The organism is Pseudomonas hygromyciniae, assembly GCF_016925675.1.
Classification (GTDB): Bacteria; Pseudomonadota; Gammaproteobacteria; order Pseudomonadales; family Pseudomonadaceae; genus Aquipseudomonas; species Aquipseudomonas hygromyciniae.
The window spans coordinates 5,760,436-5,786,987 of the sequence record NZ_CP070506.1 but is presented as its reverse complement, the minus strand read 5'-3'; the positions used below and the strand labels follow the sequence as shown (position 1 = coordinate 5,786,987).

Here is a 26,552-nt window from a genome sequence, read left to right as displayed (position 1 = left end):
ATTTCCGAGAAAGGAGACCTAAGCGATCCGCCATGACCGTTATTGAATCCGAACTTCTGCAATTGGCTTACCCTCCGCGGCTCGATCTGGGGCCGCAACTCACTCACGAACAATTGATGAGCTCGATGCAGGCCACCATGGGCCTGCACAAGGGTGGGCCGGTCTGGTTGTTTGCCTACGGCTCGCTGATCTGGCGTCCCGAGTGTTCGGCAACCCAACGCCTGCGCGCACGGGTCCACGGTTATCACCGGGGCCTGTACCTGTGGTCCCACGAGCATCGGGGTACGCCGGAGTTGCCGGGGCTGGTGTTTGGTCTGGATCGTGGCGGCTCATGCAGCGGTTTTGCCTATCGCCTGCCGGAGGATCAGCTGGAGGCTTCGCTCTATGCCTTGTGGCAGCGCGAGATGCCTTACCCTTCGTATCGGCCACACTGGCTCAGTTGCCGGCTTGAAGACGGCAGTCAGGTGCAGGCGTTGGGTTTTGTGCTGGAGCGGCACTTGCCCAGCTACGCCGGCAACTTGCCCGACAGCGTGCTGAACCAGGTATTTGCCAGCGCTTGCGGGCGTTACGGCACTACTCGCGATTATGTCGAGCAGACTGTCAACGCCCTGCGTAGCCACGCCATGCCAGACAAGAATCTGGAGGCGCGGCTCAAGCGATGTGCCAAAGGCGTCGCGGCGATTAACGCGCCGAGCTGACGCTATTGGTGTGCCACAGCGTAGGAATCAGGAACGCGATAGCCAACAGGCACGCGCCGATCAGCAGCACAAAGCCGCCATCCCAGCCGAAGTGGTCCACGGTGTAGCCCATGGCCGCACTGGCCGCTACCGAACCGCCCAGGTAACCGAACAGGCCGGTAAAACCTGCGGCCGTACCGGCGGCTTTCTTCGGCGCCAACTCCAGCGCCTGCAGGCCGATCAGCATCACCGGGCCGTAGATCAGGAAGCCAATGGAGAACAGCGCGATCATGTCGACCATCGGGTTGCCCGGCGGGTTGAGCCAGTACACCAGGGTCGCCACGGTCACCAATGCCATGAACACAATGCCGGTCAGGCCACGGTTGCCACGGAAGATCTTGTCCGACATCCAGCCGCACAGCAGCGTGCCCGGAATCCCTGCCCACTCATAGAAAAAGTACGCCCAGGACGACTTGTCGACCGTGAAGTGCTTGGCTTCCTTGAGGTAGGTCGGTGCCCAGTCCAGCACGCCGTAGCGCAGCAGGTAGACGAACACGTTGGCGAAGGCGATGTACCAGAGCATTTTGTTGCGCAGCACGTACTTGACGAAGATTTCCTTGGCGCTGAATTCGTCTTCGTGGCTGTCGTCGTAACCTTCCGGGTAGTCGTTCTTGTACTTCTCGATAGGCGGCAGGCCCACCGACTGCGGGGTGTCGCGCATGGTGATGAAGGCAAAGGCCGCCACCAACAGGGCCACGGTGGCCGGCACATAGAACGCGGCGTGCCAGTCGTTGAACCAGGCCATGCCCAGCAGGAACAGCGGGCCGATCAAGCCGCCGCCGACGTTATGCGCCACGTTCCACACCGACACCACGCCGCCGCGCTCTTTCTGCGACCACCAGTGCACCATGGTCCGTCCGCTCGGCGGCCAGCCCATGCCCTGGGCCCAGCCGTTGATGAACAGCAAAATGAACATCATGGTCACGCTGGAGGTGGCCCAAGGCGCGAAACCGAAAATGAACATCACCCCCGCCGACACCAGCAAGCCAAAAGGCAGGAAGTAGCGCGGGTTGGAGCGGTCGGACACCAGGCCCATGAGGAACTTGGACAGGCCATAGGCAATGGCGATCGCCGACATGGCCAGGCCCAGCTGACCACGGGTGTAACCCTCGTCGATCAGGTATGGCATGGCCAGGGAGAAGTTCTTGCGCAGCAGGTAGTAACCCGCGTAGCCAAAGAAAATACCGGCGAAGATCTGCCAGCGCAGTCGTCGGTAGGTACTGTCGATTTTTTCTTCAGGCAGGGGTGCCTGATGAGGGGCAGGACGAAAGAAAGCAAACATTCAAGAGCTCCAAATTTCTTGTTTTGACTGCGGATGCGAATGTTACAGTTTCGTTACCGAAAATAGCATCGCCTCTTATCTGCAAACACAGGAAACGGGAGGAATTGCATGTTCTTTTACGAACATGTCGCGAATAGATAAATAGAAGGCGTGATCAGATTCCTCAGAACACAGCAGATCAAATGTGGGAGCAGGCAAGCCAGCTCCCACACTGAGCGCATTTCAAATCACTGGCGGACCTGGACGACCACCTTGCCCACGGCCTTGCGTTGCCCCAGGTCGTTGATCGCCTGTGCGGCGTTGTCCAGCGGATACACTTGCGACACCAACGGCTTCAACTTGCCCTCGGCATACCAACTGAACAGTTGCTGGAAATTCGCCGCATTATCCTGCGGCTGGCGCTGGGCGAACGAGCCCCAGAACACCCCAACCACCGCCGCGCCCTTGAGCAGCGCCAGGTTTACTGGCAGCTCAGGAATACGCCCGCTGGCAAAGCCCACCACCAGCAGGCGGCCGTTCCAGGCGATGGCGCGGATGGCCTGGTCAAACAGATCGCCGCCCACCGGGTCGTAGATCACGTCGGCACCGTTGCCATCGGTCAGGCGTTTGATTTCATCCTTGAGGTTGCTTTCGCTGTAGTTGATCAGCTCATCGGCACCTGCGGCCTTGGCTATGGCCAACTTGTCGGCGCTGCTGGCGGCAGCGATCACCCGGGCGCCCATGGCCTTGCCGATTTCCACGGCGGCCAGGCCCACGCCACCGGACGCGCCCAGCACCAGCAGGGTCTCGCCGGCCGCCAGGTGGCCACGCTGCTTGAGCGCATGCATCGAGGTGCCGTAGGTCATGCTGAAGGCGGCGGCGGTGTTGAAGTCCATGCTCGGCGGGATCGGCAGTACGTTATAGCCCGGTACCGCGACCTGTTCGGCAAAGCTGCCCCAGCCGGTCAACGCCATGACCCGGTCACCGACCTTGAGGTGGCTGACCTTTTCCCCGACTTCGCTGACCACGCCCGCCGCTTCGCCACCCGGCGAGAACGGGAAGGGCGGCTTGAACTGATACTTGCCCTCGATGATCAGCGTGTCCGGGAAATTCACCCCTGCGGCATGCACATCCAGCAGGATCTCGTTCTTCTTGATCGCGGGGCTGGCGACGTCTTCCAACACCAGGGTTTCGGCAGGGCCGAAGGCTTTGCACAGCACAGCTTTCATCGGACTATTCCTTTTGGCGTATTGGCCGATAAGTGTAGGTGGGTAAGGTCACGGGTCAACGAGCATGCCCCGGCCTGATAAGTCGCCATAAGCTTGTGCTCTGCCTTGCTAGCGTTATGCTACTGGCAACCGAATGTGAGGAATGAACTGTGAAAGCGTGGATCCTGTTGATGCTGGCCCTGACGTTGCCGATGGCAGCCCATGCCGAAGAAGCCAAGGAAGGCGAAGCGCCGAAGGTCAGCTATTACAGCCTGACGCCGCCTTTTGTGGGCAACTACGCCTTGGATGGCGGCCCGAAACTGCGGGTGTACAAGGCCGATGTGGCCCTGCGCGTGACCGGCCCGGAAGCGGCGGCGGCGATCAAGGCCAATGAACCGTTGATTCGCAACCAACTGGTGGCATTGTTTACCCAGCAGACTGTCGAGAGCATGGGCAGTGTCGAAGGCAAAGAGAAGTTGCGCCAGGAAGCGTTGAAGCAGACCCAACAAGTGATGAACGACGAAACCGGCAAGCCGGTGGTCGAGGACCTGTTGTTCAACAACTTGATCATCCAGTAAAGCGCGCGCTGAAAAGCCGGTGCCCACATTTGACGGTGCTCACCCTCAAAATGTGGGCGCTGGCTTGCCTGCGATGACGGCCTTGCGGGCCCCTCAAGACGCCAGGCTTTTCCTGAACCTGGCCAAGGCCACCGCAAAAAACAACAGCCCAATGGTCGCCAGCGCCAGCAAGTCCGGCCACACCACGCTTACTCCCGCATCGCGGAACAGAATCGCCGCACTCAAGCTCACAAAGTGCGTCGACGGCGAGCCCTGCATCACCCATTGCAACCATTCGGGCATGCTGTCCAGCGGCGTACTGCCGCCTGACAAAAGCAGCATCGGAATGATCACCGGGATTGCCAGCAAACCGAATTGCGGCGTCGAGCGGGCGAGGGTGGCCAGGAAGATGCCCAGGGCGGTGCTGGCAAACAGGTAGAGTGCCGTCACCAGCAGGAACAGGCTCAACGACCCGGCCAGCGGCACGCCGAGCATGCCCTTGACCACCACTTCCAGCGACAGCCAGGTGCACAGCACCACCACCAGCATGTTGCTCCAGATTTTCGCCAGCATGATCTCCAGCGCTGTCAGCGGTAGCACCAGCAGATGGTCGAGGGTGCCGTGTTCGCGCTCGCGCAGCAGCGCGGTGCCGGTCAGGACGATGGCGAGGATGGTGATGTTGTTGACGATCTGGATCACCGCCAGGAACCAGCCACCTTCCAGGTTGGTGTTGAACAATGCCCGGGTGGTGAGGGTCGCCGGCGGGAGCTGGCTGGCGTCAGACTGGCCACTGTAGGTCAGCAGTTCGCGCTGGAAAATCCGCCCGATATAACCCGCGCCCATAAAGGCCTGGCTCATCGCCGTGGCATCCACGTTGACCTGTACGCTCGGCTGGCGCCCGGCCAACAGGTCCGCCTGGAAATTGGCTGGCACGTTGATCACGAAGGTGTACTGGCCGCTGTCCATGACCTTGTCCAGCTGGTCGTAGGCCAGTGGCACGGCGGGCTGGAACTCCGGTGGCTGCAAGGCTTCGGCCAACTGGCGCGACAGTTGGCCGTGGTCTTCATCGACAAAGGCTACGCTGGCGTTGTGTACGCCAATCACCGAGCCGGCCGCTGGCATATAGATGGCGACGGTGAAGGCGTAGAACAGAAACAACAGCAACACACTGTCGTGGCGCAGGCTGGTGAGCTCTTTGAACCCTAGACGCAGGATATGGGCGAACTTGTGCATCAGGCCTCCTGCTTCTTGAGCATGATCAGGCTCAGCCCGGTGAATCCCAGGAAAAACCCGAACAGCGCCAGGCACTGAGGCCACAATTGGCGCAAGTCCAGGGCTTTGGTAAAGGTGCCGACGGCCACATCCAGGAAATAACCGGCAGGAAACAGCATGCCCATCAGCGCGGCTGCCCCTTCCAGGGACGAGCGCGGCACGATCAGCCCGGAGAATTGGATGGTTGGCAGGCTGGTGATGATCATGGTGCCGAGGATCGCGGCGATCTGGGTGCGGGTGAACGCGGAAATCAGAAGGCCCATGCTGGTGGTCGCCAGCACGTAAAGCAGGCCGCCAAAGGCCAGGGTCAGAGCGCTGCCCTTGAATGGCACGCCGAACAGCCAGCGATTCATCGCCACCAGCAAGGCCAGGTTGATCAGGCTGATGACCAGATATGGCGCCTGTTTGCCGAGGAGGAATTCCAGGCGGGTCAGCGGCGTGGCGTAGAAGTTGGTAATCGAACCCAGCTCCTTCTCACGCACGATGCCCAGGGCAGTGAGCATTGCCGGGATAAAGGCCAGGATCAGCGCCATCACGCCGGGGCCGATGGCATTGACGCTGACCACGTCCTGGTTGTAGCGAAAGCGCGTTTCCAGTTTGGCCGCAGGCGGCTGGGACAGCGGTGTGCTGTTGAGTTCGACCAATTGCTGGAGATTGGCCTGGTGCACGGCTTCTACATAATTGCGGCTGGTCTCGGCGCGAAACGGCATGCCGCCATCGAGCCAGGCGGCCACCGCCGGTTGGCGTCCGGCGTACAGATCGCGGCCAAACCCGGGTGGAATTTCCAGGGCCAGTTTGATTTCCGAGCGCTGCAGGCGTCGGTGCAGCTCAGCCGAATCGGTGATTGGCGGCTGTTCGGCGAAGTAGCGCGAACTGCGGAAGGCTTCCAGGTAGGCGCGGCTTTGTGGCGTCTGGTCCTGGTCGTACACGGCGAAGGCAAGTTTTTCCACGTCCAGGGAAATGCCGTAGCCGAAGATCACCATCATGAAAATCGCCCCGAGCAGGGCAAAGGCCATGCGCACTTTGTCGCGCAGCAGTTCCTTGCCTTCACGGCTGGCTACTGCCAGCAGGCGCGTCAGGCTGAAGCCGCGTTTGCTGACGGGTGGCGTGGTTGGCGTGCTGACGGTCGCGCTGGGCGTGGCGGCTTCCTGGGTTTCCTGGGCTTGCTCCAGACAGGTGACGAACGCGGCTTCCAGGGTCTCGCCGTGGAACTGCTGTTGCAGCGCGTCCGGTGTGTCGCAGGCCAATACTTTGCCGGCGTGCATCAACGAAATGCGGTCGCAGCGCTGGGCTTCGTTCATAAAGTGGGTGGAGAGGAAAATCGTCACCCCTTGCTCGCGGGACAGCTCCACCAGCAAGCGCCAGAAATCGTCGCGTGCGGCGGGGTCCACACCGGAGGTGGGTTCGTCGAGGATCAGCACTTCCGGGCGATGCAGCACCGCCACGGCCAGGGACAGGCGCTGGCGCAAACCCAGGGGCAACTCGCCGGAGGGTTGCTCGGCAACGCTGCCCAGGTCAAAACGCTGGATCAATTCTTCGATGCGCGGGCCGCTGTCGGCTTTGGGCAAGTCGAACAGTTGTGCGTGCAGCACCAGGTTCTGGCGCACGCTGAGTTCGCCGTACAACGAGAAGCTCTGGGACATGAAGCCCACGCGCTTGCGGGTCGCCAGGTCCTTGGCGTTCACCGGGTTGCCCAGCAGCGTGGCACTGCCTTCGCTGGCCGGCATCAGCCCGGTGAGGACTTTCATGGTGGTGGTCTTGCCGCAGCCGTTGGAGCCAAGGAAGCCAAAGATCTCACCACGGCCAATGGCGAAGCTGACCTTGTTCACCGCCGTAAAGTCGCCAAAACGCAGGGTCAGGTCGTGGGCTTCGATGGCGATATCGGTGTTGTCGCTCGCCCGAGGTGGGATCACCAACGGCTGGTTGTTATGCGCGCTGTCGCCCTGGAAATGGGTAAAGGCCTCATCCAGCTTGCCACTGGGCGTGACAGCCGCCAGTTCGCGGCTCAGACCGTCGGCGATCAGCTTGCCGCGGTCAAGCATCAGGCAGTGCTCGAACTGCTCGGCTTCTTCCATGTAGGCCGTGGCCACCAGCAGCGTCAGTTGCGGGCGCTCACTGCGTACGGTTTCCACCAGTTCCCAGAAGCGCCGGCGTGACAAGGGGTCGACGCCGGTGGTGGGCTCATCGAGGATCAGCAGGTCCGGATCGTGGATCAGCGCGCAGCACAGCCCCAGCTTTTGCTTCATCCCGCCCGACAGTTTGCCCGCCGGGCGATCGGCGAAACGCGCCAGGTCGGTTGCCAGCAGCAGGTTGTGCATGCGCTGGTCGCAGTCGGTTTTGGACAGGCCAAACAGGGTGGCGAAAAAGCGGATGTTCTCGCTGATAGACAGCTCGGGGTACAGGTTGCCGCCCAGGCCTTGGGGCATAAAGGCGATCAACGGGTACAGGCTGTTCCGGTGGCGGCGGTCTTCGATGGAGCCGCCCAGCACTTGCAAGTCACCGGCCTGTAGCTTTTTAACCCCGGCGATCAAGCCCAGCAGGCTCGACTTGCCCGCGCCATCCGGGCCGATCAGCCCGCAGCGGGTGCCGGCCGGCAGGCTGAAGGCGATGTCGATCAGTGCCTGTTGCTTGCCGTAGCGGTGGTTGATACCCGTGGCGTGCAGCGCCAGGCCGTTCATTGCAGGTTGGCCGGCCAGTCCAGGTCGGCAGTGCGCACGTAGCCGGCGCCGGGCATGCCGGGCTTGGCCTGGGGCACAGCGCTGGGTTGAGTCAGGCGCAGCTTGACGCGGAACACCAGTTTCTGGCGCTCGTCGCGGGTTTCCACTTCTTTGGGGGTGAACTGGGATTTGGCCGCGACAAAGCTGATTTTTGCCGGCAACGGCTGATCCGGCAGGGCATCGAGCACGATCCGCGCTTCACTGCCCACGGTCAGGCGACCGGTGACCGAGGCGGGCAGGTAGAGGTTCATGTATTGGTCGTTCGGATCGATCAGCAACAATACCCGTCCGCCGGCACCGAGCACTTCACCGGGCTCGGCCAGGCGCAATTGGATGATGCCGTCGATGGGGGCGCGCAGGCTGCTGTCGTCGATTTCGCTGGTCAGTTGCGCCACCTGGGCCTGGGCGGCACCGATAGCGGCCTTGACCGCGTTCACCTGCGCCTGGGCCGCTACTACCGCCGCATTGCCGGTGTTCTGGCGAGCCTGTTGCTGGTCGATCAACTGCGCGCTGGCGAAACCGCGGCGGTACAGTTCCTGGGTGCGCTTGAGTTCCTGGCTGGCCAGCAGGTTTTCGCTCTGGCGCAGTTGCACGTTGGCCTCGGCGGCGGCGAAGTTTTCCTTGGCGCGCAGCACTTCGGCCTCGGCCTGGGAGCGCTGGGCTTCCAGGGTGCGGGTGTCGATACGCGCCAGCAGTTGGCCCTTGAGCACTTTGTCGCCTTCATCCACCCGCACCTCGGCCAGGCGGCCGGGGATTTTGCTGGCGATCTGCACTTCGGTGGATTCCAACCGGCCGTTGCCCATGCTCAAGCCTTCCGGCAGGCGGTCGAGGGTGGACTTCCAATAACCGAAGCCGCCGGCGGCGACCAACAGCAAAATCAGGAGAAAGGCGAAGAATTGCGAACTGCGATGTGACGTCGACATGGGTGCATCCTGCGGTGTTAGCGTCCTAGTTTGCCGGGATCGTAACCGATAGCCGTTGATGCCGGTCAAATGAATACCTGACCTGCTGTGCTGAAGTGCTGGACGGGTTAGCGCAGGGCTATTACCGCCGCCCATTGTTCGGCGGTCACCGGCATCACTGACAGGCGGCTGCCTTTTTGTACCAGGGGCATTTCGGCCAGGGCGGACTGTTGCTTGAGGTAGCCCAGCCCGAGGACTTTGGGGAAGGTCTTGACGTGGGCAACGGTGATGGCGCTCCACGGATTTTTCTCGGGTGTGGCCTTGGCATCGAAGTAATGGCTGTCAGGTTCCAGCGCGGTCGGGTCGGGATAAGCCGCTTCGATGATTTTCCCTACGCCGGCAATCCCCGGTTCCGGGCAACTGGAGTGGTAGAAGAAGAACTCATCGCCGACCGCCATGGCCCGCAGGAAGTTGCGCGCCTGGTAATTGCGCACGCCATCCCAGCGCGCCTCGCCGAGTTTTTCCAGGCCCTTGATGGACAGCTCATCGGGCTCGGATTTCATCAGCCAATAGGCCATGGTTTTGCTCCTTTGCAGGGGATTGGGCAGGTTGTCTGTCAATTTCATGACAAACCGACGGTCGGTTGACGTCAAGGTTTGCGTGTTGGTTCACGTTAACGCAGAATGCCGGGATTTTAAGCTTGACGCAGCTGGAACGGACTACTTTGGAACGTTGCTGTCATCGTGTGTGATATGCCTGAAGGGGGGCAATCGATGAAACGCAAACCGGATTTACTATGGATTTTGGTTATTTTGTTCGGTCTGGGCGTCGTGACCACCGGGTATGCGCAAAGCCTATGGTCGAACAAGACCGAAGCCCCCGTTGAATTTGCACAGCAGCAGCAACAAACCTTCAAGCGTTGACGCTATTTCGGCGCCGTTGATTCCAGCGGCGTCCCCTCTGCGACATACCATCTTCTATCGGTAACGGTGCCATTCAACGGCACGTCCCAGCTTGCCTGCGCCAGTCGTTCAACCTTCTGGCATTCATGGGCCAGCCCCAGCAGCGTTGGCTTGCGCCACGCCGAACGACGGGCCAGGTACGCCAGGCTGCGATCGTAAAAGCCGCCGCCCATGCCCAGCCGCCCACCCGCATCATCGAACCCCACCAATGGCAGCAGCACCAGATCCAGGGCCCAGACCTTGCGCTGGCGCCCGACATTGACCCGTGGCTCAAGAATGCCAAAGCGATTGGGCACAAGCTTTTCCCTGGGGCCCACGCGTTGGAACACCATCTTGGTCCGTGGCCAGGCGCTGAGCACCGGCAGGTAGGTGGCCTTGCCCCGGCGCTGGGCAGCGCGCAGCAGCAGGCGCGGATCGATTTCGCCATCCGTCGGCAGGTACAGGGAAATATGTTTGGCCCGGCGAAACAGCGGGTGCTGTGCCAGTTGTCGATACAGGCCAATGGCGGCCCGGCGCTGCTCGCTCGGCGTCAGGGCGCGGCGGGCGTTGCGCAACATGCGTCGAAGTTGCGGACGGGAAAGTGGCGCAGGTTCGGTCATGGTGGTCGGCTCATACAACAATGCCAGTCCGGAGACTGGCATTGAGTTTGGGAATCAGGCTCCCCGACAGAACCGCTGTCGACTTAGCCCTTGAACCCGAAAGTTCAAGGTGGAAGATGCAGTAGGCTTTAAGGCTTTCCGTCTAGCGGACATGCACACCAGCCCAACGTGCAACTTCCAGGGTAGTGCGAATCGGCTCAGGGACATCGCCGACTGGCAAGCACGCCAGGGAGTGAGGCGAGTATACCCCAAATAGACGCGGCAATCAGCCCTTGGGTGGTTCCTGGTCGGTCGAAAGTACCAGGTCAACGCGCTCGAGCAGGTCACGCACTTGCTCGCGTGTCGAGCCGCTGGCCTGTACGTCAGGGCGTTCCTGCTTATGCAGTAAATCGTGGGTAATGTTCAGCGCGGCCATCACGGCGATACGGTCGGCGCCAATGACTTTGCCGCTGCTGCGGATTTCGCGCATCTTGCCATCCAGGTAGCGTGCAGCGCTCACCAGGTTGCTGCGTTCTTCCTGGGGGCAGATGATTGAATACTCTTTGTCGAGAATCTGCACGGTGACGCTATTGCTTGAACTCATGAGTCTTGCTCCAGGGCCTTCAGGCGCGAAATCATCGATTCGACCTTACGCCGGGCGATTTCGTTTTTTTCAATGAGGTGAGCGCGTTCCTCGCGCCAGGTCTTTTCCTGAGCTAATAGGAGTCCGTTTTGACTCTTTAGTTGCTCGACCCGGGTAATTAGCAATTCGAGTCTGGCCATCAGCGCTTGCAAGTCGGTGTCTTCCATGGGGTTCCACTGGATTTGTCTGATGAATGGCAACTGCAGGATAAACGATCTGACGCCCTTGATAGTCGGGTGCGTCTGCCGGTGCTAGGATACAGCGCTTCATTCTAGACATCGCGCCGCCTGGCGCCTAGCTCATCATGCCTATTCAGAATTCCCCGTACGACGCTTTTTCCAAACTGCTGAGCACCAGCGGTCACCCTTGCTCGCCCGCCGAACTGCATGGCGTGCTGTTGGGCCGCAGCTGCACCGGCGTCGGTTTTGATGCCGATAACTGGCTGGCCGACGTGGCCGAACTGCTGGAAACCGAGCCTACCGAAAACGTGCGCAACGCGTTGATCGGTTTGCAAGAAATGGTTAAAGGCGAGCTGACCGGTGATGACGTCACCGTAGTCCTGCTGCTGCCAACCGACGATGCGCCGCTCACCGAGCGTGCTGCTGCTCTGGGCCAATGGTGCCAGGGCTTCCTCCATGGCTTTGGCGTGAACGCCGGCGGCCTGGAACTGAGCACCGACGCCAAGGAAGTGTTGCAAGACCTGGCCGCCATCTCCCAAGTGCAAGACGCCCTGGAAGAATCCGAAGACGGTGAAGGCGACTATATGGAAGTCATGGAATACCTGCGCGTCGCGCCGCTGCTACTGTTCACCGAGACCAAGAAGTCTGCTGAGCCCGCAGCGCCCAAGCCGTCGCTGCACTAAGAGAGGGAACCCACCTGCCCATGATCCATATCCCCAAAGCGGAATACACCCGCCGCCGCAAGGCGCTCATGGCGCAGATGGAACCCAACAGCATCGCGATCCTGCCGGCCGCCGCCGTGGCGATCCGCAATCGTGATGTCGAGCATGTGTACCGCCAGGACAGCGACTTCCAGTACCTGAGCGGTTTCCCCGAGCCCGAAGCGGTGATTGTGCTGATGCCCGGGCGTATTCACGGCGAATACGTGTTGTTCTGCCGCGAACGCAATGCCGAGCGCGAATTATGGGACGGCCTGCGCGCCGGCACCGAAGGCGCGATTCGCGAATACGGCGCCGACGATGCCTTCCCGATCACCGACATCGACGACATCCTGCCCGGCCTGATCGAAGGCCGCGACCGGGTGTACTCGGCCATGGGCAGCAATGCCGAATTCGACCGGCACCTGATGGAGTGGATCAACGTGATCCGCTCCAAGGCGCACCTCGGTGCGCAGCCGCCGAACGAATTCGTTGCCCTGGATCATCTGCTGCACGACATGCGCCTGTATAAATCCGCCGCAGAAGTGAAAGTCATGCGCGAAGCCGCACGGATTTCCTGCGCCGCTCATATTCGGGCGATGCAGGCCAGCCGCGCCGGGTTGCATGAGTTCAGCCTGGAAGCCGAGCTGGACTACGAGTTCCGCCGGGGTGGGGCGAAGATGCCGGCCTATGGCTCCATCGTCGCTTCGGGGCGCAACAGTTGCATCCTGCATTACCAGCAAAATGACGCGCTGCTCAAGGACGGTGACCTGGTATTGATCGACGCCGGTTGTGAAATCGACTGCTATGCCAGCGATATCACCCGCACCTGGCCGGTCAATGGCAAGTTTTCCGCCGAGCAGAAGGCGATCTACGAAATTGTGCTGGCCTCCCAGGAAGCCGCCTTTGCGCAGATCGCGCCGAACAAGCATTGGAACCAGGCCCATGAGGCGACGGTGCAAGTCATCACCGCGGGGCTGGTGAAGTTGGGCTTGTTGCAGGGTGATGTGGAAGAGCTGATCGCCAGCGAAGCCTACAAGGCGTTCTATATGCACCGCGCCGGGCACTGGCTGGGCATGGACGTGCATGATGTCGGCGAGTACAAGGTCGGCGGCGAATGGCGGGTGCTGGAAGTGGGTATGGCCCTGACCGTGGAGCCGGGCATCTACATTGCCCCCGACAACCAGAACGTGGCAAAGAAATGGCGTGGCATAGGCGTGCGCATCGAGGATGACGTGGTGGTGACCAAGCAAGGCTGTGAAATTCTGACCGTTGGCGTACCCAAGGGCGTGGCCGAGATTGAAGCACTGATGGCGGCCGCCCGATGAGCCGGGTCAACCTGGCCATTATCGGCGGCGGCCTGGTGGGCGCCAGCCTGGCGCTGGCGTTGCAGGCCGGGGCCAAGGCTCGGGGCTGGAAGATTGTGCTGATCGAACCCTTCGCCCCTGGCGATAGCTATCAGCCCAGCTACGACGCCCGCTCTTCGGCGCTGTCCTTTGGTGCCCGGCAGATCTATCAACGCTTGGACGTATGGCAGGACATTTCCCGGCGTGCCGAGCCGATCAAGCAAATCCACGTTTCCGATCGTGGCCGCTTCTCTACCGCACGCTTGTCGGCGCTGGAAGAAGGCGTGCCGGCCTTGGGCTATGTGGTGGAAAACGCCTGGCTCGGGCAGTGCCTGTGGCAAGGCCTGGACAAAGACGTGATCAGTTGGCGCTGCCCGGCAGAAGTCAGCCGTATGGAACCGCTGGCCGATGGCTACCGCCTGACCCTCAACGATGAAACCGTCATCGAATGCGACCTTGCGGTCCTGGCGGATGGCGGCCGTTCCGGGCTGCGCGAGCAGTTGGGCATTGGCGTCAAGCAACGGCCTTACAACCAGAGCGCGCTGATCGCCAACATCACCCCCAGCGAATCCCACAACGGCGAGGCCTTCGAGCGTTTCACCGACGAAGGCCCGATGGCCTTGCTGCCGCTGGCGGACAACCGTTGCGCGCTGGTCTGGACCCGCGTCGGTATGGACGCCCAGCGCCTGGCGCAGTTGGATGAGCGCAGTTTCCTCAGTGAATTGCAGGGTGTGTTCGGCTATCGCCTGGGCACCCTGAAACAGGTCGGCGCGCGTCACTTGTATCCGCTGACGCTGGTGGAGGCCGAGGAGCAAGTGCGCTCGCACCTGGTGATCCTTGGCAACGCCGCCCACAGCTTGCACCCGATTGCCGGCCAGGGTTTCAACCTGTCCCTGCGTGATGCCTACGCGTTGGCCGAGGCCTTGCTGGCCGGGCCGGCGGTGCCGGGCGACCTGGCGACCTTGCAGGCCTACCGCGAACGCCAGCGCCTGGATCAACAGCTGACTGTGGGCTTCTCTGATCAGGTCACCCGCCTGTTCGGCAGCGGCCAACCGCTGGTCGCCATGGGCCGTAACCTCGGCCTGCTGGGCCTGGACCTGTTGCCGCCGGCCAAGCGTTGGTTCGCCCGGCAGGCCATGGGCCTGGGTACGCGTCCTGATGCGTAAGTGGCTGATCGAGCGCTTGGGCAAAGCGCGGTTGTTGCGTTGGGTCATGACCTTGTACCCGCCGTATCTGGGGGCGGGGGTCAGCGTGCAGCACATGAGCGCTGACTTTCGTCATGTGAAGGTGCGGATGGGCCTGGGCTGGTACAACCGCAATTACGTGGGTACGCAGTTTGGCGGCAGCCTGTATTCGATGGTCGATCCGTTCTACATGCTGATGCTGATGGAGAACCTGGGGCGCGACTACATCGTCTGGGATAAGGCCGCCAGCATCGATTTCATCTCGCCGGGCAAAGGCCCGGTGTTTGCCGAATTCTCCATCGACCAGGCCTTGCTGGATGAGGTTCGGCGGCAGACCGAGGGCGGCGATAAATACTTGCCGCACCTCCAAGTGCAGATTCACGACGGCTCCGGCACCCTGGTGGCGCGGGTCGACAAAACCCTTTACGTGCGGCGCAAGCCGCCAGCGAAACAGGCATAAAGCATGGACATGCGCGCAGATGTGCTGATTGTCGGGGCCGGAATGGTCGGAAGCGCCTTGGCGTTGGCGTTGCAAGGCAGTGGCCTGCAAGTGCTGCTGCTCGACGGCAGCCCGTTGAGCGTCAAGCCCTTTGACGCCGATGCTCCGTTTGAACCTCGGGTGAGCGCCTTATCGGCTGCCAGCCAGCGCATCCTCGAACGCCTGGGCGTGTGGGACGGCATCGCCAGTCGCCGCGCCAGCCCCTACGGCGAGATGCAGGTGTGGGATGGCAGCGGCACCGGGCAGATCCACTTTTCGGCGGCCAGCGTGCATGCCGAGGTGTTGGGGCATATCGTCGAAAACCGCGTGGTCCAGGACGCCTTGCTCGACCGCCTGCACGACTGCGACCTGGGCCTGCTGGCCAATGCGCGCCTGGAACAGATGCGCCGCTCCGGCGATGACTGGCTGCTGACCCTGGCCGATGGCCGCACCCTGCGCGCACCGCTGGTGATCGCCGCCGACGGCGCCAACTCGGCGGTGCGCCGCCTGACGGGCACTGCCACCCGCGAATGGGATTACCTGCACAACGCCATTGTCACCAGCGTGCGCAGCAGCCAACCGCATCAACGCACGGCCTGGCAGCGCTTCACCGACCATGGCCCGCTAGCGTTCCTGCCGCTGGTGCGCGACGGGCAGGAAGACTGGTGTTCGATCGTCTGGTCGACCACGCCGAGCGAGTCCGAACGCCTGATGGCCCTGGACGACGAAAGCTTCTGCCGCGAGCTGGAGCGCGCTTTTGAAGGCCGTCTGGGCAGCGTGGTCAGTGCCGACCCACGCCTGTGCGTGCCACTGCGCCAGCGCCACGCCAAGCGCTACGTCGCCGGAGGCCTGGCCCTGATTGGCGATGCCGCCCACGTTATCCACCCATTGGCGGGGCAGGGCGTGAACCTGGGCTTCCTCGACGCCGCGGTGTTGGCCGAGGTGTTGTTGCAGGCTTCCGAGCGCGGTGAACGCTTGGCGGATGTGAAGGTGCTCAGTCGCTACGAGCGCCGGCGCATGCCCCACAACCTGGCGCTGATGGCGGCGATGGAGGGCTTTGAACGGTTGTTCCAGGCCGACCAGCTGCCGTTACGCTGGTTGCGCAATGCCGGGTTGAAGATGGTCGACCAGATGCCTGAGGCCAAGGCGGTATTTGTGCGCCAGGCGCTGGGATTGACCGGTGACCTACCGGAACTGGCCAAAGCCTGAGGCCAGTTGCCGCACCCCTGAAGCCAATCACGCAACATCTCGTAACGCCTCCGCCCAGTGTTCGGTTGAGATGCTAAATGTGAGTCTTTATCATTTGCGCTCACTTTTCCTACGAGAGACCGCACCTATGTTGGCACCCAAGCGCCTCCTGACTGCCCTGGCACTCACCCTTATCGCCAGCACCACCGTCCAGGCGGCTGACGAAGTGGTGGTCTACTCCTCTCGTATCGACGAGTTGATCAAGCCGGTGTTCGACGCCTACACCAAGAAAACCGGGGTGCAGGTGAAGTTCATCACCGACAAGGAAGCGCCGCTGATGCAGCGCATCAAGGCCGAAGGCGAGAACGCCACCGCCGACCTGCTGCTGACTGTCGATGGTGGCAACCTCTGGCAAGCCGAGCAGATGGGCATTTTGCAACCATTCACCTCCAAGGTGATCGACGCCAACATCCCTGCGCAATATCGCGCCGCAAGCCATGCCTGGACCGGATTGAGCCTGCGGGCGCGGACCATCGCCTACTCCACCGACCGCGTGAAGCCGGGCGAGTTGACCACCTACGAAGCCCTGGCCGACAAGCAATGGGAAGGCCGCCTGTGCCTGCGCACCGCGAAGAAGGTTTACAACCAGTCGCTGACCGCCACCTTGATCGAGACCCATGGCGCGCAAAAGACCGAAGAGATCATCAAGGGCTGGGTCAACAACCTGTCCACCGACGTGTTCTCCGATGACATCGCCGTATTGCAGGCAATCAACGCCGGGCAGTGCGATGTGGGCATCGTCAACACCTACTACTACGGCCGCCTGCACAAGCAGGATCCGAAGCTGGCCGTGAAACTGTTCTGGCCGAACCAGGGCGACCGTGGCGTGCACGTCAACCTGTCGGGCATTGGCCTGACCAAGTACGCCCCGCACCCAGAAGCCGCCAAGGCCCTGGTGGAGTGGATGACCACGCCTGAGGCACAGAAGATCTTTGCCGACGTCAACCAGGAGTTCCCGGCCAACCCGGCGGTAGAACCTTCGGCTGAAGTCGCGAGCTGGGGCAAGTTCAAGGCTGACACCCTGCCGGTGGAAGTGGCGGGCAAGCGCCAGGCCGAGGCGATTCGCCTGATGGATCGTGCGGGCTGGAACTGAGTACAATTTGTAAGGCTCCACCAAGCTAATGTGGGAGCGGGCTTGCTCGCGAAGGCGGAGTGTCAGTTAATAGATCGCTGACTGACACACCGCCTTCGCGAGCAAGCCCGCTCCCACAATGTTTTGTGCATGCCTCCAAATCATCCACTGCTTGAGAGTTCCTTTTGGCCCACCCCGCCCAACGCCGCTGGTACCTGCCGGTCTTCACTGTTGCTGCCTTGGTGCTGCTGCCGCTGAGTGTCCTGCTGCTGTCCTGGCAAAGCATTGATACGCAAATCTGGTCGCACCTATGGGACACCCAGATGCCGCGTCTGCTGGGCAACACCTTGACCCTGGTATTGGGGGTCGGGGTTGGGGTAACCGTGCTGGGCGTGAGCCTGGCCTGGCTGACCAGCCTCTGTGAATTCCCCGGCCGGTGCTGGCTGGACTGGGCGTTGATGCTGCCGTTTGCCATCCCGGCGTATGTCCTGGCGTTTGTCTTCGTGGGCTTGCTGGATTTTTCCGGGCCGGTGCAGACCCTGCTGCGTGAGTGGTTCGGCACAGGCCTGCGCTTGCCGCGCGTGCGCTCCACCAGTGGCGTGATCATCGTGTTGGTGCTGGTGTTCTATCCCTACGTCTACCTGCTGGCGCGCACCGCCTTTCTGGCGCAGGGCAAGGGCTTGATGGAAGCGGCGCGGGTGCTGGGCCAATCACCCTGGCAGGCGTTCTGGCGGGTGGCCCTGCCCATGGCGCGCCCGGCCATCGGCGCCGGCGTGGCCCTGGCGCTGATGGAGACCCTGGCGGATTTCGGTGCGGTGTCGGTGTTTAACTTCGACACCTTCACCACTGCGATCTACAAGACCTGGTACGGCTTTTTCAGCCTGTCCAGCGCCGCGCAACTGGCGAGCCTGTTGCTGTTGGTGGTGATGCTGGTGCTCTACGGCGAGCGCCGGGCCCGTGGCGCCAGCCGCCCGAGCAACGAGCGGCCACGGGGCAAGGCGCTGTATCACCTGACTGGGTTCAAGGCCGCCGCCGCTACTGGCTGGTGCGCCCTGGTGTTTGCCTGCGCCTTTGTCATCCCGATGATCCAACTGCTGGCCTGGTTCTGGCAGCGCGGGCGGTTCGACCTCGACGAGCGCTATGCCGGGCTGATCGTGCATACCCTCTACCTGGGCGGCATGGCCGCGCTGATCACCGTCAGCGTGGCGTTGCTGCTGGCGTTCGCCAACCGCCTGGCACCGACCCGGGCCATCCGCTCCGGGGTGAGCCTGGGTAACCTGGGCTATGCCTTGCCGGGTTCGGTATTGGCGGTGTCGATCATGTTGGCGTTCAGCTATTTGGATCGCGAGTGGGTGATTCCGCTTTCCAGCTGGTTGGGAGGCGCGGGCAAGCCTTTGCTGCTGGGCAGCCTGTCGGCCCTGCTGATGGCCTATCTGGTGCGCTTCCTGGCCGTGGCCTACGGCCCGCTGGAAAACAGTCTGGCACGCATCCGCCCATCCTTGCCGGAAGCAGCGCGTAGCCTGGGGGTCAGTGGGCCACGACTGTTTTGCAAAGTGTATCTGCCGCTCTTGTTACCAGGCACCTTGAGTGCAGCCTTGCTGGTGTTTGTCGATGTACTCAAGGAAATGCCCGCGACCTTGCTGATGCGCCCATTCGGCTGGGATACCCTGGCGGTACGCATCTTCGAGATGACCAGCGAAGGCGAGTGGGCGCGTGCCTCCTTGCCCGCGCTGACCCTGGTATTGGTCGGCCTGTTGCCGGTCATCGGCCTGATTCGACGTTCGGCGCGACGAATCGGTTAGGTGCCAGTCCTACGGCTTGAGGCTACAATGCGCGGCATTCGGTGCGGCCCTTCTTTCGGGCAGGGTGGCTGATTGTGGCTGCAGGCCTTGTATTTCAAGGTGTGTAGCCCGACGGTAACCGTCCGCACCTTCGCCACGCCCGGAAGGAGAAACCCATGGGACAGCGTACGCCTCTGTATGACCTGCATCTCGCCCTCGGCGCGAAAATGGTCGATTTTGGCGGTTGGGATATGCCTCTGCACTACGGCTCGCAAGTCGAGGAGCACCATCAGGTGCGCCGTGACTGCGGGGTGTTTGATGTTTCCCACATGACCGTGATCGATATCTCGGGCCACCAGGCCAGGGAGTGGCTGCAGTACCTGCTGGCCAATGATGTCGATCGTTTGCATGGCTGCGGCCATGCGCTGTACAGCGCCATGCTCAACGAGCAGGGCGGGGTGGTGGACGACATGATTGTCTACCGCACCGAAGACGGTTACCGGCTGGTGGTCAATGCGGCCACCCGCGATCAGGATATCGCCTGGATGCAGGCCCAACTGGGCAGCTACCAGGTGATGATGCGTGAGCGCCCGGACCTGGCCATGCTGGCTATCCAGGGTCCCCAGGCGCGACACAAGATTGCCGAGCTGGTCACCCAGTCCCGTGGCGTGTTGATCCACCAGCTCAAGCCGTTCGAGGGCCGTGCCGACGGCGACTGGTTTATCGCGCGCACTGGCTATACCGGCGAAGATGGCCTGGAAATCGTCCTGCCCGCCGACCAGGCCCCGGGTTTTTTCAACGACCTGGTGGGCGCGGGCATCTCGCCCATCGGCCTGGGCGCGCGCGATACCCTGCGCCTGGAGGCCGGCATGAACCTCTACGGCCAGGATATCCACCTGAATGTGTCACCTTTGGCCGCCAATATGGCCTGGAGCATCGCCTGGGAACCCGCCAGCCGCGACTTCATCGGGCGCGCAGCCCTGGAAGCCGAGCGTGAGGCCGGGGTACAGCTCAAACTGGTGGGTCTGGTGCTGGAGGAACGCGGGGTTTTACGGGCTCATCAAGTGGTTCGTATCGCCGATGTTGGCGAAGGAGAGATCACCAGTGGTAGTTTCTCTCCTACGCTGAGCAAATCCATTGCCCTGGCGCGTGTACCGATGGCAACTGCCGACCGCGCCGAGGTAGAGATTCGCGGCAAATGGTATCCAGTGCGAGTGGTCAAGCCGACCTTCGTGCGCCATGGCAAAACCTTGATCTAACCTTTTCCGGCAGGCCAATGGCCGCTGACATTTCTTTTGAGGACACAGACTATGAGCAATATCCCTGCCGAACTGCGTTTTGCCGAAAGCCACGAATGGGCCCGCCTGGAAGCTGATGGCACTGTGACCGTCGGGATCTCCGATCATGCCCAGGAAGCGTTGGGTGATGTGGTCTTCGTAGAGTTGGCTGAAGTGGGCAAGGTGTTTGCCGCAGGCGACGCAGCTGGCGTCGTGGAGTCGGTGAAGGCCGCTTCGGATATCTACTCGCCAGTTTCGGGTGAAGTGATTGCGGTCAACGAGGATTTGGCCGATGCCCCTGAGTCGCTCAATGAAAAGCCGTACGATGCCTGGATCTTCAAGGTCAAGCCAAGCAATCCCGCCGAGCTGGAAAAACTGCTGGATGCCGCTGGCTACAAGGCCGCCATCGGCGAATAACGCCCCCTCTTGTGTAGGAGCCGGCAAGCCGGCTCCTACAAAGCTCAGGGCTTGAGCACCTGCTTCACCGCCGCAACAGCGCGCTCCACATCTGCCTTGGTCATCGCCGTAAACATCGGCAACGACACAATCAAACGCCCGACTCTCTCTGCCACCGGGAACATGCCTTCCTTGAACCCCTGTGCACGGTACAAACTCAGCAGATGGATCGGCGGGTAGTGATAGCCAATGCCCACGCCCAGGGCTTGCATCTGTTCCATGAACGTAGCGCGGGCAGGCAAGCCGTCCCGGCGCTCGGGCAGTACCAACTGGAACAAGTGCCAGTTGCTGTTTTCGAAGTCGGCAGGCGGCAACTGCGCGCCGTACGTTGCCTCGAAGTCACGGCCAAAACACTCGAAATAATGCCGGGCCAGGGCCTGTCGATGGGCAGTGATCTGCTCGATGTTGGCAAATTGGCCCAGACCAATCGCCGCGGCGACATCGGTCATGTTGAACTTGCCGCCCAGTACATCCACATCCAGGCCATCGAAGCCGCTGCGAGTAACGCCTTGCAGCCGGTACTTTTCCGCCAGGCGCGCTTCTTCGGCGTTGTTCAACACCAGGCAACCGCCTTCGCAAGAGGTGATGTTCTTGTTTGCCTGGAAGCTGAACGAGACAAAATCCCCGGTGGCGCCGATCCTCTGGCCGTCCCAGCTGGACCCAAGCGCTTGTGCGGCATCTTCGATGATGCGCAGCCCGTACTTGTTGGCCAGGGCGTAGAGCATCGGCATGTCCAGCGGCAGGCCCGCCAGATACACCGGAATGATCGCCTTGGTGCGCGGTGTGATAGCGGCTTCCAGTTGAACCAGGTCAATATTGCGAGTCACGGGGTCGATATCGGCAAACACCGGCGTGGCGCCCACCTCCAGAATCACGTTGGCCGTCGCTACCCAGGAAATCGGTGTGGTGATCACTTCATCCCCTGGACCAACCCCGGCGATGCGCAGGGCAATCTCCATGGTGCAAGTGCCGGAGTTGAAGGTTCGCACTGGCCGTCCACCAAAGTATTCCGATAACTGTGCTTCGAACGCCTGGACCTTTGGCCCGCTGGTGATCCAGCCAGAGCGCAACACATCACCGACCGCCGCAATGGTGGCTTCATCAATGGTGGGTTTTGAAAACGGCAGGAAAGGCAGTTGGCTCATGATGTTGAAGGTACCCGCTGGAGAAAGACCAAGAATAAAAACTCAAATCAACCCCGACATCGTCGCACGGGGGAACTGAATATAGCCTGTCGCCTGTAAACGTATCGTCGAAAAACAGGCAAAAAAAAGCCGCTCTAAAGCGACTTTTTTCATGCCCCCGAATTTACTCGGCAGCCACTGCGTTTTTCGCCAGGATGGCGTTGGCCAACTCCATGTCAGTGGCCTTCAGGCCTGGGTTGTCCGCACGCACTTTCTGTATAGCGGCTTCCAGGTAAGGCCCACGGATGCCGCCGCCGCTGGCGACGAAGCTACCGGCGTCATCCTGTGCGGCGACGACCAGCTTGTGGTCTTTGAAGGTCAGGTACGTCGAGCCGGTGGTGGCGCCCGATGAGATGACATTACGCCAGAAGCTGTCGGCCATGGCCGATCCAACTGGGAGGGAAAGCACGGCGAGGGTGGCGACAGCATATTTGAGACGCATGATGGGTGACTCCGACTGGGTTATCTGAACAGTTTGATTGTAGATAACCCAGTCGAGTTCCATGGCTGACTAAACAGTTTCGATGCGCAGAATCACACCATCCTGGCCAATCACCCGCACTTGAGCCCCTACAGGCGCGTCAGGTCCGGTGACCATCCATACGCCATCGCCGACCTTGATTTTGCCCCGCCCGTCGATAATCGCCTGATGCACCACAAAGGTGCGGCCGATCAGCTCCGAACCGCGCATGTTCAGGCCCGGCTGGTCGCTGGCCTTGGCGCTGCTGCGCTGGCGCTTCCACCAATACACCGCCGTCAGAATGGACAGCACCGCAAACAGCAGCAGTTGCAGCTCCAGCCCAAGCCCCGGGATCAGGAACTTGAGCACACCGACGGCCGCCGCCGCGATCCCCATCCACAATAGATAACCGCCGGCACCAAACACTTCAAGAATCAGCAGCACCGTGCCCAGCGCCAGCCAATCCCAGAACGACAGGTGTTGCAGGAATTCCCACATGGCGCGGGCCTCAGGCTTTCTTGTTGTCGAAGGTGGCCTTGACGATTTCGCCGATACCACCCACTGCGCCAATGACCTGGCTGGCTTCCAGCGGCATCAGGATGACTTTGCTGTTGTTGGCCGATGCCAGCTTGCCCAACGCGTCGATGTATTTCTGCGCGACAAAGTAGTTGATGGCTTGCACGTTACCGGTGGCAATCGCTTCCGATACCACCTGGGTGGCGCGGGCTTCTGCCTCAGCCTGGCGTTCACGGGCTTCGGACTCCAGGAACGCAGCCTGGCGACCCCCTTCAGCCTCAAGGATCTGTGCCTGCTTCTTGCCTTCGGCGGTCAGGATGGCGGAGGCGCGCAGGCCTTCGGCTTCGAGGATCTGGGCACGCTTGATCCGCTCGGCTTTCATCTGGCCGGACATGGCGGCCATCAGGTCGGCAGGTGGGCTGATGTCCTTGATCTCGATGCGGGTGATCTTGATGCCCCAGGGTGCGGTGGCTTCATCGACCGTACGCAGCAGCTTCTCGTTGATGCCGTCGCGCTGGCTGAGCATGGCGTCCAGCTCCATCGAGCCGAGCACCGTACGGATATTGGTTTGCAGCAGGTTGCGGATCGCGTGTTCGAGGTTGTTGACCTCGTAGGCCGCCTGGGCGGTGTTCACCACCTGGAAGAAACACACTGCGTCGATCTGCACGGTGGCGTTATCGGCGGTGATCACTTCCTGGGGCGGAATATCCAGCACGCTTTCCATCACGTTGATCTTGCGCCCGATGCGGTCCATCACAGGAATAATGATATTCAGGCCAGGCTTGAGTGTGTTGGTGTAGCGGCCGAAGCGTTCCACCGTCCACTGGTAGCCCTGGGGCACGACTTTGAAGCCCATGAACAGGATGGCGATGGCCAAGCCTACGAAGAGAAGAAGCACTGTTCCGATCTGCATAACGATTCCTTGTCTGATGGTGGCGGGTGAAGCGAAGTCTGTCGATTGTAACGGGCTTGCCGCAGATAAGAACGGTTTACTCGTTCATGGGCGTGACCCGTAGCACTTCTTCCAGGGTGGTCAGCCCCGCCGCCACCTTGTGCGTACCCGCCAGACGCAGGCTGTGCATGCCGTCCTTGAGCGCCTCGCGGCGCAGTGCCTGCAAGTCGGTGTCGGCACTTACCAGGGCCCTGGCCCCGTCATTCATCAGCATGATTTCGTAGACGCCGATGCGCCCGCGATAGCCACTCTCGCGGCATTCCGAGCAGCCATTGGCCCGGTAGACGTTGTCGGGTGGCGGCGTGCAGGACTGGGTAGCGCTGTGCCAATCCGCCTGGCTCAGCGCTACCGGGCTTTTACACTGTGGGCATAACCGCCGCACGAGACGCTGGGCCATGACCCCAAGCAAGGTGGCCTTGATCAAGTAATGGGGAATGCCCAGTTCCAGCAGGCGGCTTACCGCGCTGGGAGCATCGTTGGTGTGCAGGGTCGACAGCACCAGATGACCGGTCAAAGCCGCCTGGATCGCCATTTCTGCGGTTTCCAGGTCGCGGATCTCGCCGATCATGATGATATCCGGGTCTTGGCGCATCAGCGCGCGGATGCCGCTGGCGAAGGTCAGATCGATATTGTGCTGGACCTGCATCTGGTTGAAGGCCGGCTCCACCATCTCGATGGGGTCTTCCACCGTGCACAGGTTCACCGTGCGGGTGGCCAGTTGCCGCAGGGTGGTATAGAGGGTGCTGGTCTTGCCGGACCCGGTGGGGCCGGTGACGAGGATGATACCGTTGGCCTGGGCGGTCATGTGCTGCCAGCGCTGCAGGTCATCGGCTGAAAGCCCCAGTTGCTGGAAATCCTGCAGCAGCACCTGGGGATCGAAAATCCGCATCACCAGCTTCTCGCCGAAGGCCGTGGGCAGGGTTGAAAGACGCAACTCCACTTCGATACCCGTGGGCGTCTTGGTCTTGACCCGGCCATCCTGGGGCTTGCGCTTCTCGGCGACATTCATCCGCCCGAGGCTTTTCAGGCGGCTGACCACGGCGGTCGTGACCTGGGGCGGAAACTGATAGACATCGTGCAGTAAACCGTCGATACGAAAGCGTACGCGGCCCTGGTCGCCGCCGGGCTCGATATGGATATCACTGGCGCGCTGGCCAAAGGCAAATTGCAGCAGCCAGTCGACAATATTGACGATATGCGCGTCATTGGCGTCGGGTTCCTGGTCGCCGGCTCCGAGGTTGAGCAACTGTTCGGCAGGGAGCGCCGTGGGGTTGGTCTGGTCGGCCCCGCTGACCGACCTGGCCAGCCGGAAGAACTCCTGGGTACAACTGCGGATCGCCTGGGGGTTGGCCACCACGCGCTTGATCGAGCGTTTCAACACATGAGCCAGGCCCGTTTCCCACTCGCGCAGGTATGGTTCGGCACTGGCCACGGTCACGCTGTCGCGATCGAGGGCGACGGCAAGGATATGGTGGCGCTGGGCGAAGGCGTGGGACATCAATGGAACCACGCTCGCCACATCGATTTTCAGTGGGTCGATGCGCAGATAGGGCTGGTCTACATGACTGGCGAGCCATTGGGTCAGCCGTTCCAGTGATAGCGATAGGCCGGGCCGCGCGGGGTCGGGCAGTGACTGGCCGGCGAGAAACTCCAGCGGGTGCAGGTCATTGGTCGGGGTACACCGCAAGCGTTCGGCCAGGGCGGTGTCGATCAAGCCATGGGCGTTGAGTGCAGGCAGCAGTTCGTCGAGGCAAAGCCTGCGATCCTGGAGTTGTGGGGCAGCGGACATGGCGGTTTCCTGGGCGGTTTCATGCAGTAGCGCCAAGGCTAGTTCCATCCTGGTCGCTGTCGCCCAGAGGGTTATTGCCAGGTTTTACTGAGCCACCGCCTGTACGGTTTGCAGCCTTGTGGATTCAACAGGTTGCAGCTCCAGCGAGCACACGCTGATCAGGTTACGAAGTTTTTCGCCGATCACCTGGGCGCGGTGCCAGCTCAGGCCGTCCATCACCACGTCGATGTGCAGCAGGTCATCGTCGCGTGTCACGTTCACCTGTTGCGGCACGAGGAACTGCAAGGCGAAGTAGTTGAGGATCCGGCACAGCACATCGGGCTCGGCTTCGGCGAGGATCTGATAGTGCGCTTGGCAATGGCTATTGCTGACAGCCCAGGCATCGACGCGGGTGGTGGGGTTGGCTGGGACTGAATGCATGGCCGTTCTCCAGATTTGACTGGAGAAATTTTTACATGGGGTGTGGGGTATTTCTTATCTATGTTTGAGTGATATGCCTTATAAATGAATCGAGTAATTCGAATAAAAAGGCTTTAAGGGAATTTTTATGCACAGTGAGTTGGACGTCTACGATCGCCGGATTCTGGCATTGCTCCAGGAAGACGCGTCACTCTCCAGCGCGCAGATTGCCGAACAGGTCGGGCTATCGCAGTCGCCCTGCTGGCGGCGGATCCAGCGGCTCAAGGAGGAGGGGGTGATTCGCGCCCAGGTGACGTTGCTCGACCGCAAGAAAATCGGCCTTAACACGCAGATCTTTGCCGAGGTCAAACTCAACGCCCACGGGCGCTCCAACTTCACGGAGTTCACCGAGGCGATTCGTGGGTTCCCGGAGGTGCTGGAGTGTTATGTGCTGATGGGGGCGGTGGATTTTCTGTTGCGCATTGTCACCTCGGATATCGAGGCGTATGAGCGGTTTTTCTTTGAGAAACTGTCGATGGTGCCGGGGATACAGGAGGTCAATTCGATTGTGGCATTGTCGGAAATCAAGTCGACCACAAGCCTGCCAGTGTTGCGCTGAAAGTTCAGGCCTCATCGCGGGCAAGCCCGCTCCCACAGGAAAATGCATTCCAATGTGGGAGCGGGCTTGCCCGCGAT

28 protein-coding genes and 1 other RNA gene are annotated in these 26,552 nt (G+C 61.4%); 13 read left to right on the top strand and 16 right to left on the bottom strand.

Annotated features, from left to right (window positions below):
* Positions 1–32: 32 nt before the first annotated feature.
* Positions 33–698, top strand: a complete 666-nt coding sequence (locus JTY93_RS26210; RefSeq protein WP_169991240.1) for a gamma-glutamylcyclotransferase — start codon at positions 33–35, stop codon at positions 696–698.
* On the opposite strand, the gene glpT is transcribed toward JTY93_RS26210, so the two are convergent.
* Positions 682–2,019, bottom strand: coding sequence for a glycerol-3-phosphate transporter (gene glpT, locus JTY93_RS26205; protein WP_104911164.1), 1,338 nt, complete (start codon positions 2,017–2,019; stop codon positions 682–684). The genes JTY93_RS26210 and glpT overlap by 17 nt on opposite strands.
* 227 nt (positions 2,020–2,246) lie before the next feature.
* Positions 2,247–3,227: an NADPH:quinone oxidoreductase family protein gene (locus JTY93_RS26200; protein WP_205476573.1), complete on the bottom strand. Its 981-nt coding sequence runs from the start codon at positions 3,225–3,227 to the stop codon at positions 2,247–2,249.
* Positions 3,228–3,376: 149 nt separating this feature from the next.
* On the opposite strand from JTY93_RS26200, the gene JTY93_RS26195 reads away from it, so the two are divergent.
* Positions 3,377–3,784, top strand: coding sequence for a flagellar basal body-associated protein FliL (locus tag JTY93_RS26195; protein ID WP_029289542.1), 408 nt, complete (start codon positions 3,377–3,379; stop codon positions 3,782–3,784).
* Positions 3,785–3,877: 93 nt separating this feature from the next.
* Here the strand turns inward: JTY93_RS26195 and JTY93_RS26190 are convergent, their stop codons facing one another.
* The 4 genes from JTY93_RS26190 to JTY93_RS26175 all read right to left on the bottom strand — a co-directional run bounded on the left by JTY93_RS26190 (position 3,878) and on the right by JTY93_RS26175 (position 9,232).
* Positions 3,878–4,996, bottom strand: coding sequence for an ABC transporter permease (locus tag JTY93_RS26190; protein ID WP_205476574.1), 1,119 nt, complete (start codon positions 4,994–4,996; stop codon positions 3,878–3,880).
* Positions 4,996–7,713 (bottom strand): ribosome-associated ATPase/putative transporter RbbA, encoded by a 2,718-nt coding sequence (gene rbbA / locus JTY93_RS26185; RefSeq protein ID WP_205476575.1) that lies wholly within the window; start codon positions 7,711–7,713, stop codon positions 4,996–4,998. The genes JTY93_RS26190 and rbbA overlap by 1 nt, the downstream gene beginning before the upstream one ends.
* A complete protein-coding gene (locus tag JTY93_RS26180) occupies positions 7,710–8,675 on the bottom strand; it encodes an HlyD family secretion protein (RefSeq protein WP_169991250.1) in 966 nt (321 codons plus the stop codon). Before JTY93_RS26180 ends, rbbA begins: the two co-directional genes overlap by 4 nt.
* A gap of 107 nt (positions 8,676–8,782) precedes the next feature.
* Complete coding sequence (locus JTY93_RS26175; RefSeq protein WP_205476576.1) at positions 8,783–9,232, bottom strand: EVE domain-containing protein; 450 nt, start codon at positions 9,230–9,232, stop codon at positions 8,783–8,785.
* A gap of 195 nt (positions 9,233–9,427) precedes the next feature.
* Here JTY93_RS26175 and JTY93_RS26170 point away from each other — a divergent pair, with 195 nt between their 5' ends.
* Positions 9,428–9,577 carry a hypothetical protein gene (locus JTY93_RS26170; protein WP_092231272.1) on the top strand — a complete coding sequence of 50 codons (150 nt, stop codon included), beginning with the start codon at positions 9,428–9,430 and terminating at the stop codon, positions 9,575–9,577.
* Positions 9,578–9,579: 2 nt separating this feature from the next.
* On the opposite strand, the gene JTY93_RS26165 is transcribed toward JTY93_RS26170, so the two are convergent.
* The 4 genes from JTY93_RS26165 to JTY93_RS26150 form a co-directional block, all read right to left on the bottom strand.
* On the bottom strand, positions 9,580–10,215 hold the full coding sequence (locus JTY93_RS26165; protein ID WP_205476577.1) for a 5-formyltetrahydrofolate cyclo-ligase: 636 nt from the start codon (positions 10,213–10,215) through the stop codon (positions 9,580–9,582).
* Positions 10,216–10,271: 56 nt separating this feature from the next.
* A non-coding RNA gene (gene ssrS, locus JTY93_RS26160) (6S RNA) lies at positions 10,272–10,450 on the bottom strand.
* Positions 10,451–10,480: 30 nt separating this feature from the next.
* A complete protein-coding gene (locus JTY93_RS26155) occupies positions 10,481–10,798 on the bottom strand; it encodes a cell division protein ZapA (protein ID WP_029289530.1) in 318 nt (105 codons plus the stop codon).
* The gene (locus JTY93_RS26150) at positions 10,795–11,004 is read right to left on the bottom strand and encodes a TIGR02449 family protein (RefSeq protein WP_007982902.1); all 210 of its coding nucleotides are present in this window, start codon (positions 11,002–11,004) and stop codon (positions 10,795–10,797) included. The genes JTY93_RS26155 and JTY93_RS26150 overlap by 4 nt, the downstream gene beginning before the upstream one ends.
* A gap of 137 nt (positions 11,005–11,141) precedes the next feature.
* On the opposite strand from JTY93_RS26150, the gene JTY93_RS26145 reads away from it, so the two are divergent.
* The 9 genes from JTY93_RS26145 (at position 11,142) to gcvH (ending at position 20,517) form a co-directional block, all read left to right on the top strand.
* Positions 11,142–11,699 carry a YecA/YgfB family protein gene (locus tag JTY93_RS26145; protein WP_017739071.1) on the top strand — a complete coding sequence of 186 codons (558 nt, stop codon included), beginning with the start codon at positions 11,142–11,144 and terminating at the stop codon, positions 11,697–11,699.
* A 20-nt stretch (positions 11,700–11,719) separates the two neighbouring features.
* Complete coding sequence (gene pepP, locus JTY93_RS26140) at positions 11,720–13,042, top strand: Xaa-Pro aminopeptidase (RefSeq protein ID WP_205476578.1); 1,323 nt, start codon at positions 11,720–11,722, stop codon at positions 13,040–13,042.
* Positions 13,039–14,226 carry a 2-octaprenyl-6-methoxyphenyl hydroxylase gene (ubiH, locus tag JTY93_RS26135; protein WP_205476579.1) on the top strand — a complete coding sequence of 396 codons (1,188 nt, stop codon included), beginning with the start codon at positions 13,039–13,041 and terminating at the stop codon, positions 14,224–14,226. The genes pepP and ubiH overlap by 4 nt, the downstream gene beginning before the upstream one ends.
* Positions 14,219–14,704, top strand: coding sequence for a DUF4442 domain-containing protein (locus JTY93_RS26130; RefSeq protein WP_205476580.1), 486 nt, complete (start codon positions 14,219–14,221; stop codon positions 14,702–14,704). Before ubiH ends, JTY93_RS26130 begins: the two co-directional genes overlap by 8 nt.
* Positions 14,705–14,713: 9 nt before the next feature.
* Entirely contained in the window at positions 14,714–15,931 is a 1,218-nt protein-coding gene (locus JTY93_RS26125) for a 2-octaprenyl-3-methyl-6-methoxy-1,4-benzoquinol hydroxylase (protein ID WP_205476591.1), read from the top strand.
* 127 nt (positions 15,932–16,058) lie between these two features.
* Positions 16,059–17,063 carry an extracellular solute-binding protein gene (locus JTY93_RS26120; RefSeq protein WP_205476581.1) on the top strand — a complete coding sequence of 335 codons (1,005 nt, stop codon included), beginning with the start codon at positions 16,059–16,061 and terminating at the stop codon, positions 17,061–17,063.
* Positions 17,064–17,227: 164 nt separating this feature from the next.
* Complete coding sequence (locus tag JTY93_RS26115) at positions 17,228–18,844, top strand: ABC transporter permease (RefSeq protein ID WP_205476582.1); 1,617 nt, start codon at positions 17,228–17,230, stop codon at positions 18,842–18,844.
* Between the two features lie 155 nt (positions 18,845–18,999).
* Complete coding sequence (gene gcvT / locus JTY93_RS26110; protein WP_169991266.1) at positions 19,000–20,082, top strand: glycine cleavage system aminomethyltransferase GcvT; 1,083 nt, start codon at positions 19,000–19,002, stop codon at positions 20,080–20,082.
* 51 nt (positions 20,083–20,133) lie between these two features.
* Positions 20,134–20,517 (top strand): glycine cleavage system protein GcvH, encoded by a 384-nt coding sequence (gene gcvH / locus JTY93_RS26105; protein WP_205476583.1) that lies wholly within the window; start codon positions 20,134–20,136, stop codon positions 20,515–20,517.
* Between the two features lie 44 nt (positions 20,518–20,561).
* Here gcvH and JTY93_RS26100 read toward each other — a convergent pair whose 3' ends face one another.
* From JTY93_RS26100 to JTY93_RS26075, 6 genes are all read right to left on the bottom strand, one after another.
* The gene (locus tag JTY93_RS26100; RefSeq protein WP_205476584.1) at positions 20,562–21,701 is read right to left on the bottom strand and encodes a DegT/DnrJ/EryC1/StrS family aminotransferase; all 1,140 of its coding nucleotides are present in this window, start codon (positions 21,699–21,701) and stop codon (positions 20,562–20,564) included.
* Positions 21,702–21,864: 163 nt separating this feature from the next.
* Positions 21,865–22,182: a DUF2388 domain-containing protein gene (locus tag JTY93_RS26095; protein ID WP_205476585.1), complete on the bottom strand. Its 318-nt coding sequence runs from the start codon at positions 22,180–22,182 to the stop codon at positions 21,865–21,867.
* Between the two features lie 69 nt (positions 22,183–22,251).
* The gene (locus tag JTY93_RS26090; protein ID WP_092231253.1) at positions 22,252–22,698 is read right to left on the bottom strand and encodes an NfeD family protein; all 447 of its coding nucleotides are present in this window, start codon (positions 22,696–22,698) and stop codon (positions 22,252–22,254) included.
* 10 nt (positions 22,699–22,708) lie between these two features.
* Positions 22,709–23,629: an SPFH domain-containing protein gene (locus tag JTY93_RS26085; protein WP_027608388.1), complete on the bottom strand. Its 921-nt coding sequence runs from the start codon at positions 23,627–23,629 to the stop codon at positions 22,709–22,711.
* Positions 23,630–23,705: 76 nt separating this feature from the next.
* Positions 23,706–25,457, bottom strand: a complete 1,752-nt coding sequence (tfpB, locus tag JTY93_RS26080; protein WP_205476586.1) for a type IV pilus assembly ATPase TfpB — start codon at positions 25,455–25,457, stop codon at positions 23,706–23,708.
* An 84-nt stretch (positions 25,458–25,541) separates the two neighbouring features.
* On the bottom strand, positions 25,542–25,877 hold the full coding sequence (locus JTY93_RS26075) for an ACT-like domain-containing protein (protein WP_169991274.1): 336 nt from the start codon (positions 25,875–25,877) through the stop codon (positions 25,542–25,544).
* Positions 25,878–26,004: 127 nt separating this feature from the next.
* On the opposite strand from JTY93_RS26075, the gene JTY93_RS26070 reads away from it, so the two are divergent.
* Complete coding sequence (locus JTY93_RS26070) at positions 26,005–26,475, top strand: Lrp/AsnC family transcriptional regulator (RefSeq protein WP_029289490.1); 471 nt, start codon at positions 26,005–26,007, stop codon at positions 26,473–26,475.
* Positions 26,476–26,552: the final 77 nt, after the last annotated feature.

Coding starts and splice junctions, on each gene's coding strand:
- pepP (WP_205476578.1), top strand. CDS start 11,720: ATGATCCATATCCCCAAAGCGGAATACACCCGCCGCCGCAAGGCGCTC.
- gcvT (WP_169991266.1), top strand. CDS start 19,000: ATGGGACAGCGTACGCCTCTGTATGACCTGCATCTCGCCCTCGGCGCG.
- JTY93_RS26210 (WP_169991240.1), top strand. CDS start 33: ATGACCGTTATTGAATCCGAACTTCTGCAATTGGCTTACCCTCCGCGG.
- glpT (WP_104911164.1), bottom strand. CDS start 2,019: ATGTTTGCTTTCTTTCGTCCTGCCCCTCATCAGGCACCCCTGCCTGAA.
- gcvH (WP_205476583.1), top strand. CDS start 20,134: ATGAGCAATATCCCTGCCGAACTGCGTTTTGCCGAAAGCCACGAATGG.
- JTY93_RS26145 (WP_017739071.1), top strand. CDS start 11,142: ATGCCTATTCAGAATTCCCCGTACGACGCTTTTTCCAAACTGCTGAGC.
- JTY93_RS26125 (WP_205476591.1), top strand. CDS start 14,714: ATGCGCGCAGATGTGCTGATTGTCGGGGCCGGAATGGTCGGAAGCGCC.
- JTY93_RS26095 (WP_205476585.1), bottom strand. CDS start 22,182: ATGCGTCTCAAATATGCTGTCGCCACCCTCGCCGTGCTTTCCCTCCCA.
- rbbA (WP_205476575.1), bottom strand. CDS start 7,713: ATGAACGGCCTGGCGCTGCACGCCACGGGTATCAACCACCGCTACGGC.
- JTY93_RS26085 (WP_027608388.1), bottom strand. CDS start 23,629: ATGCAGATCGGAACAGTGCTTCTTCTCTTCGTAGGCTTGGCCATCGCC.
- JTY93_RS26130 (WP_205476580.1), top strand. CDS start 14,219: ATGCGTAAGTGGCTGATCGAGCGCTTGGGCAAAGCGCGGTTGTTGCGT.
- JTY93_RS26075 (WP_169991274.1), bottom strand. CDS start 25,877: ATGCATTCAGTCCCAGCCAACCCCACCACCCGCGTCGATGCCTGGGCT.
- tfpB (WP_205476586.1), bottom strand. CDS start 25,457: ATGTCCGCTGCCCCACAACTCCAGGATCGCAGGCTTTGCCTCGACGAA.
- JTY93_RS26150 (WP_007982902.1), bottom strand. CDS start 11,004: ATGGAAGACACCGACTTGCAAGCGCTGATGGCCAGACTCGAATTGCTA.
- JTY93_RS26200 (WP_205476573.1), bottom strand. CDS start 3,227: ATGAAAGCTGTGCTGTGCAAAGCCTTCGGCCCTGCCGAAACCCTGGTG.
- JTY93_RS26155 (WP_029289530.1), bottom strand. CDS start 10,798: ATGAGTTCAAGCAATAGCGTCACCGTGCAGATTCTCGACAAAGAGTAT.
- JTY93_RS26165 (WP_205476577.1), bottom strand. CDS start 10,215: ATGACCGAACCTGCGCCACTTTCCCGTCCGCAACTTCGACGCATGTTG.
- JTY93_RS26100 (WP_205476584.1), bottom strand. CDS start 21,701: ATGAGCCAACTGCCTTTCCTGCCGTTTTCAAAACCCACCATTGATGAA.
- JTY93_RS26170 (WP_092231272.1), top strand. CDS start 9,428: ATGAAACGCAAACCGGATTTACTATGGATTTTGGTTATTTTGTTCGGT.
- ubiH (WP_205476579.1), top strand. CDS start 13,039: ATGAGCCGGGTCAACCTGGCCATTATCGGCGGCGGCCTGGTGGGCGCC.
- JTY93_RS26175 (WP_205476576.1), bottom strand. CDS start 9,232: ATGGCCTATTGGCTGATGAAATCCGAGCCCGATGAGCTGTCCATCAAG.
- JTY93_RS26070 (WP_029289490.1), top strand. CDS start 26,005: ATGCACAGTGAGTTGGACGTCTACGATCGCCGGATTCTGGCATTGCTC.
- JTY93_RS26180 (WP_169991250.1), bottom strand. CDS start 8,675: ATGTCGACGTCACATCGCAGTTCGCAATTCTTCGCCTTTCTCCTGATT.
- JTY93_RS26090 (WP_092231253.1), bottom strand. CDS start 22,698: ATGTGGGAATTCCTGCAACACCTGTCGTTCTGGGATTGGCTGGCGCTG.
- JTY93_RS26120 (WP_205476581.1), top strand. CDS start 16,059: ATGTTGGCACCCAAGCGCCTCCTGACTGCCCTGGCACTCACCCTTATC.
- JTY93_RS26190 (WP_205476574.1), bottom strand. CDS start 4,996: ATGCACAAGTTCGCCCATATCCTGCGTCTAGGGTTCAAAGAGCTCACC.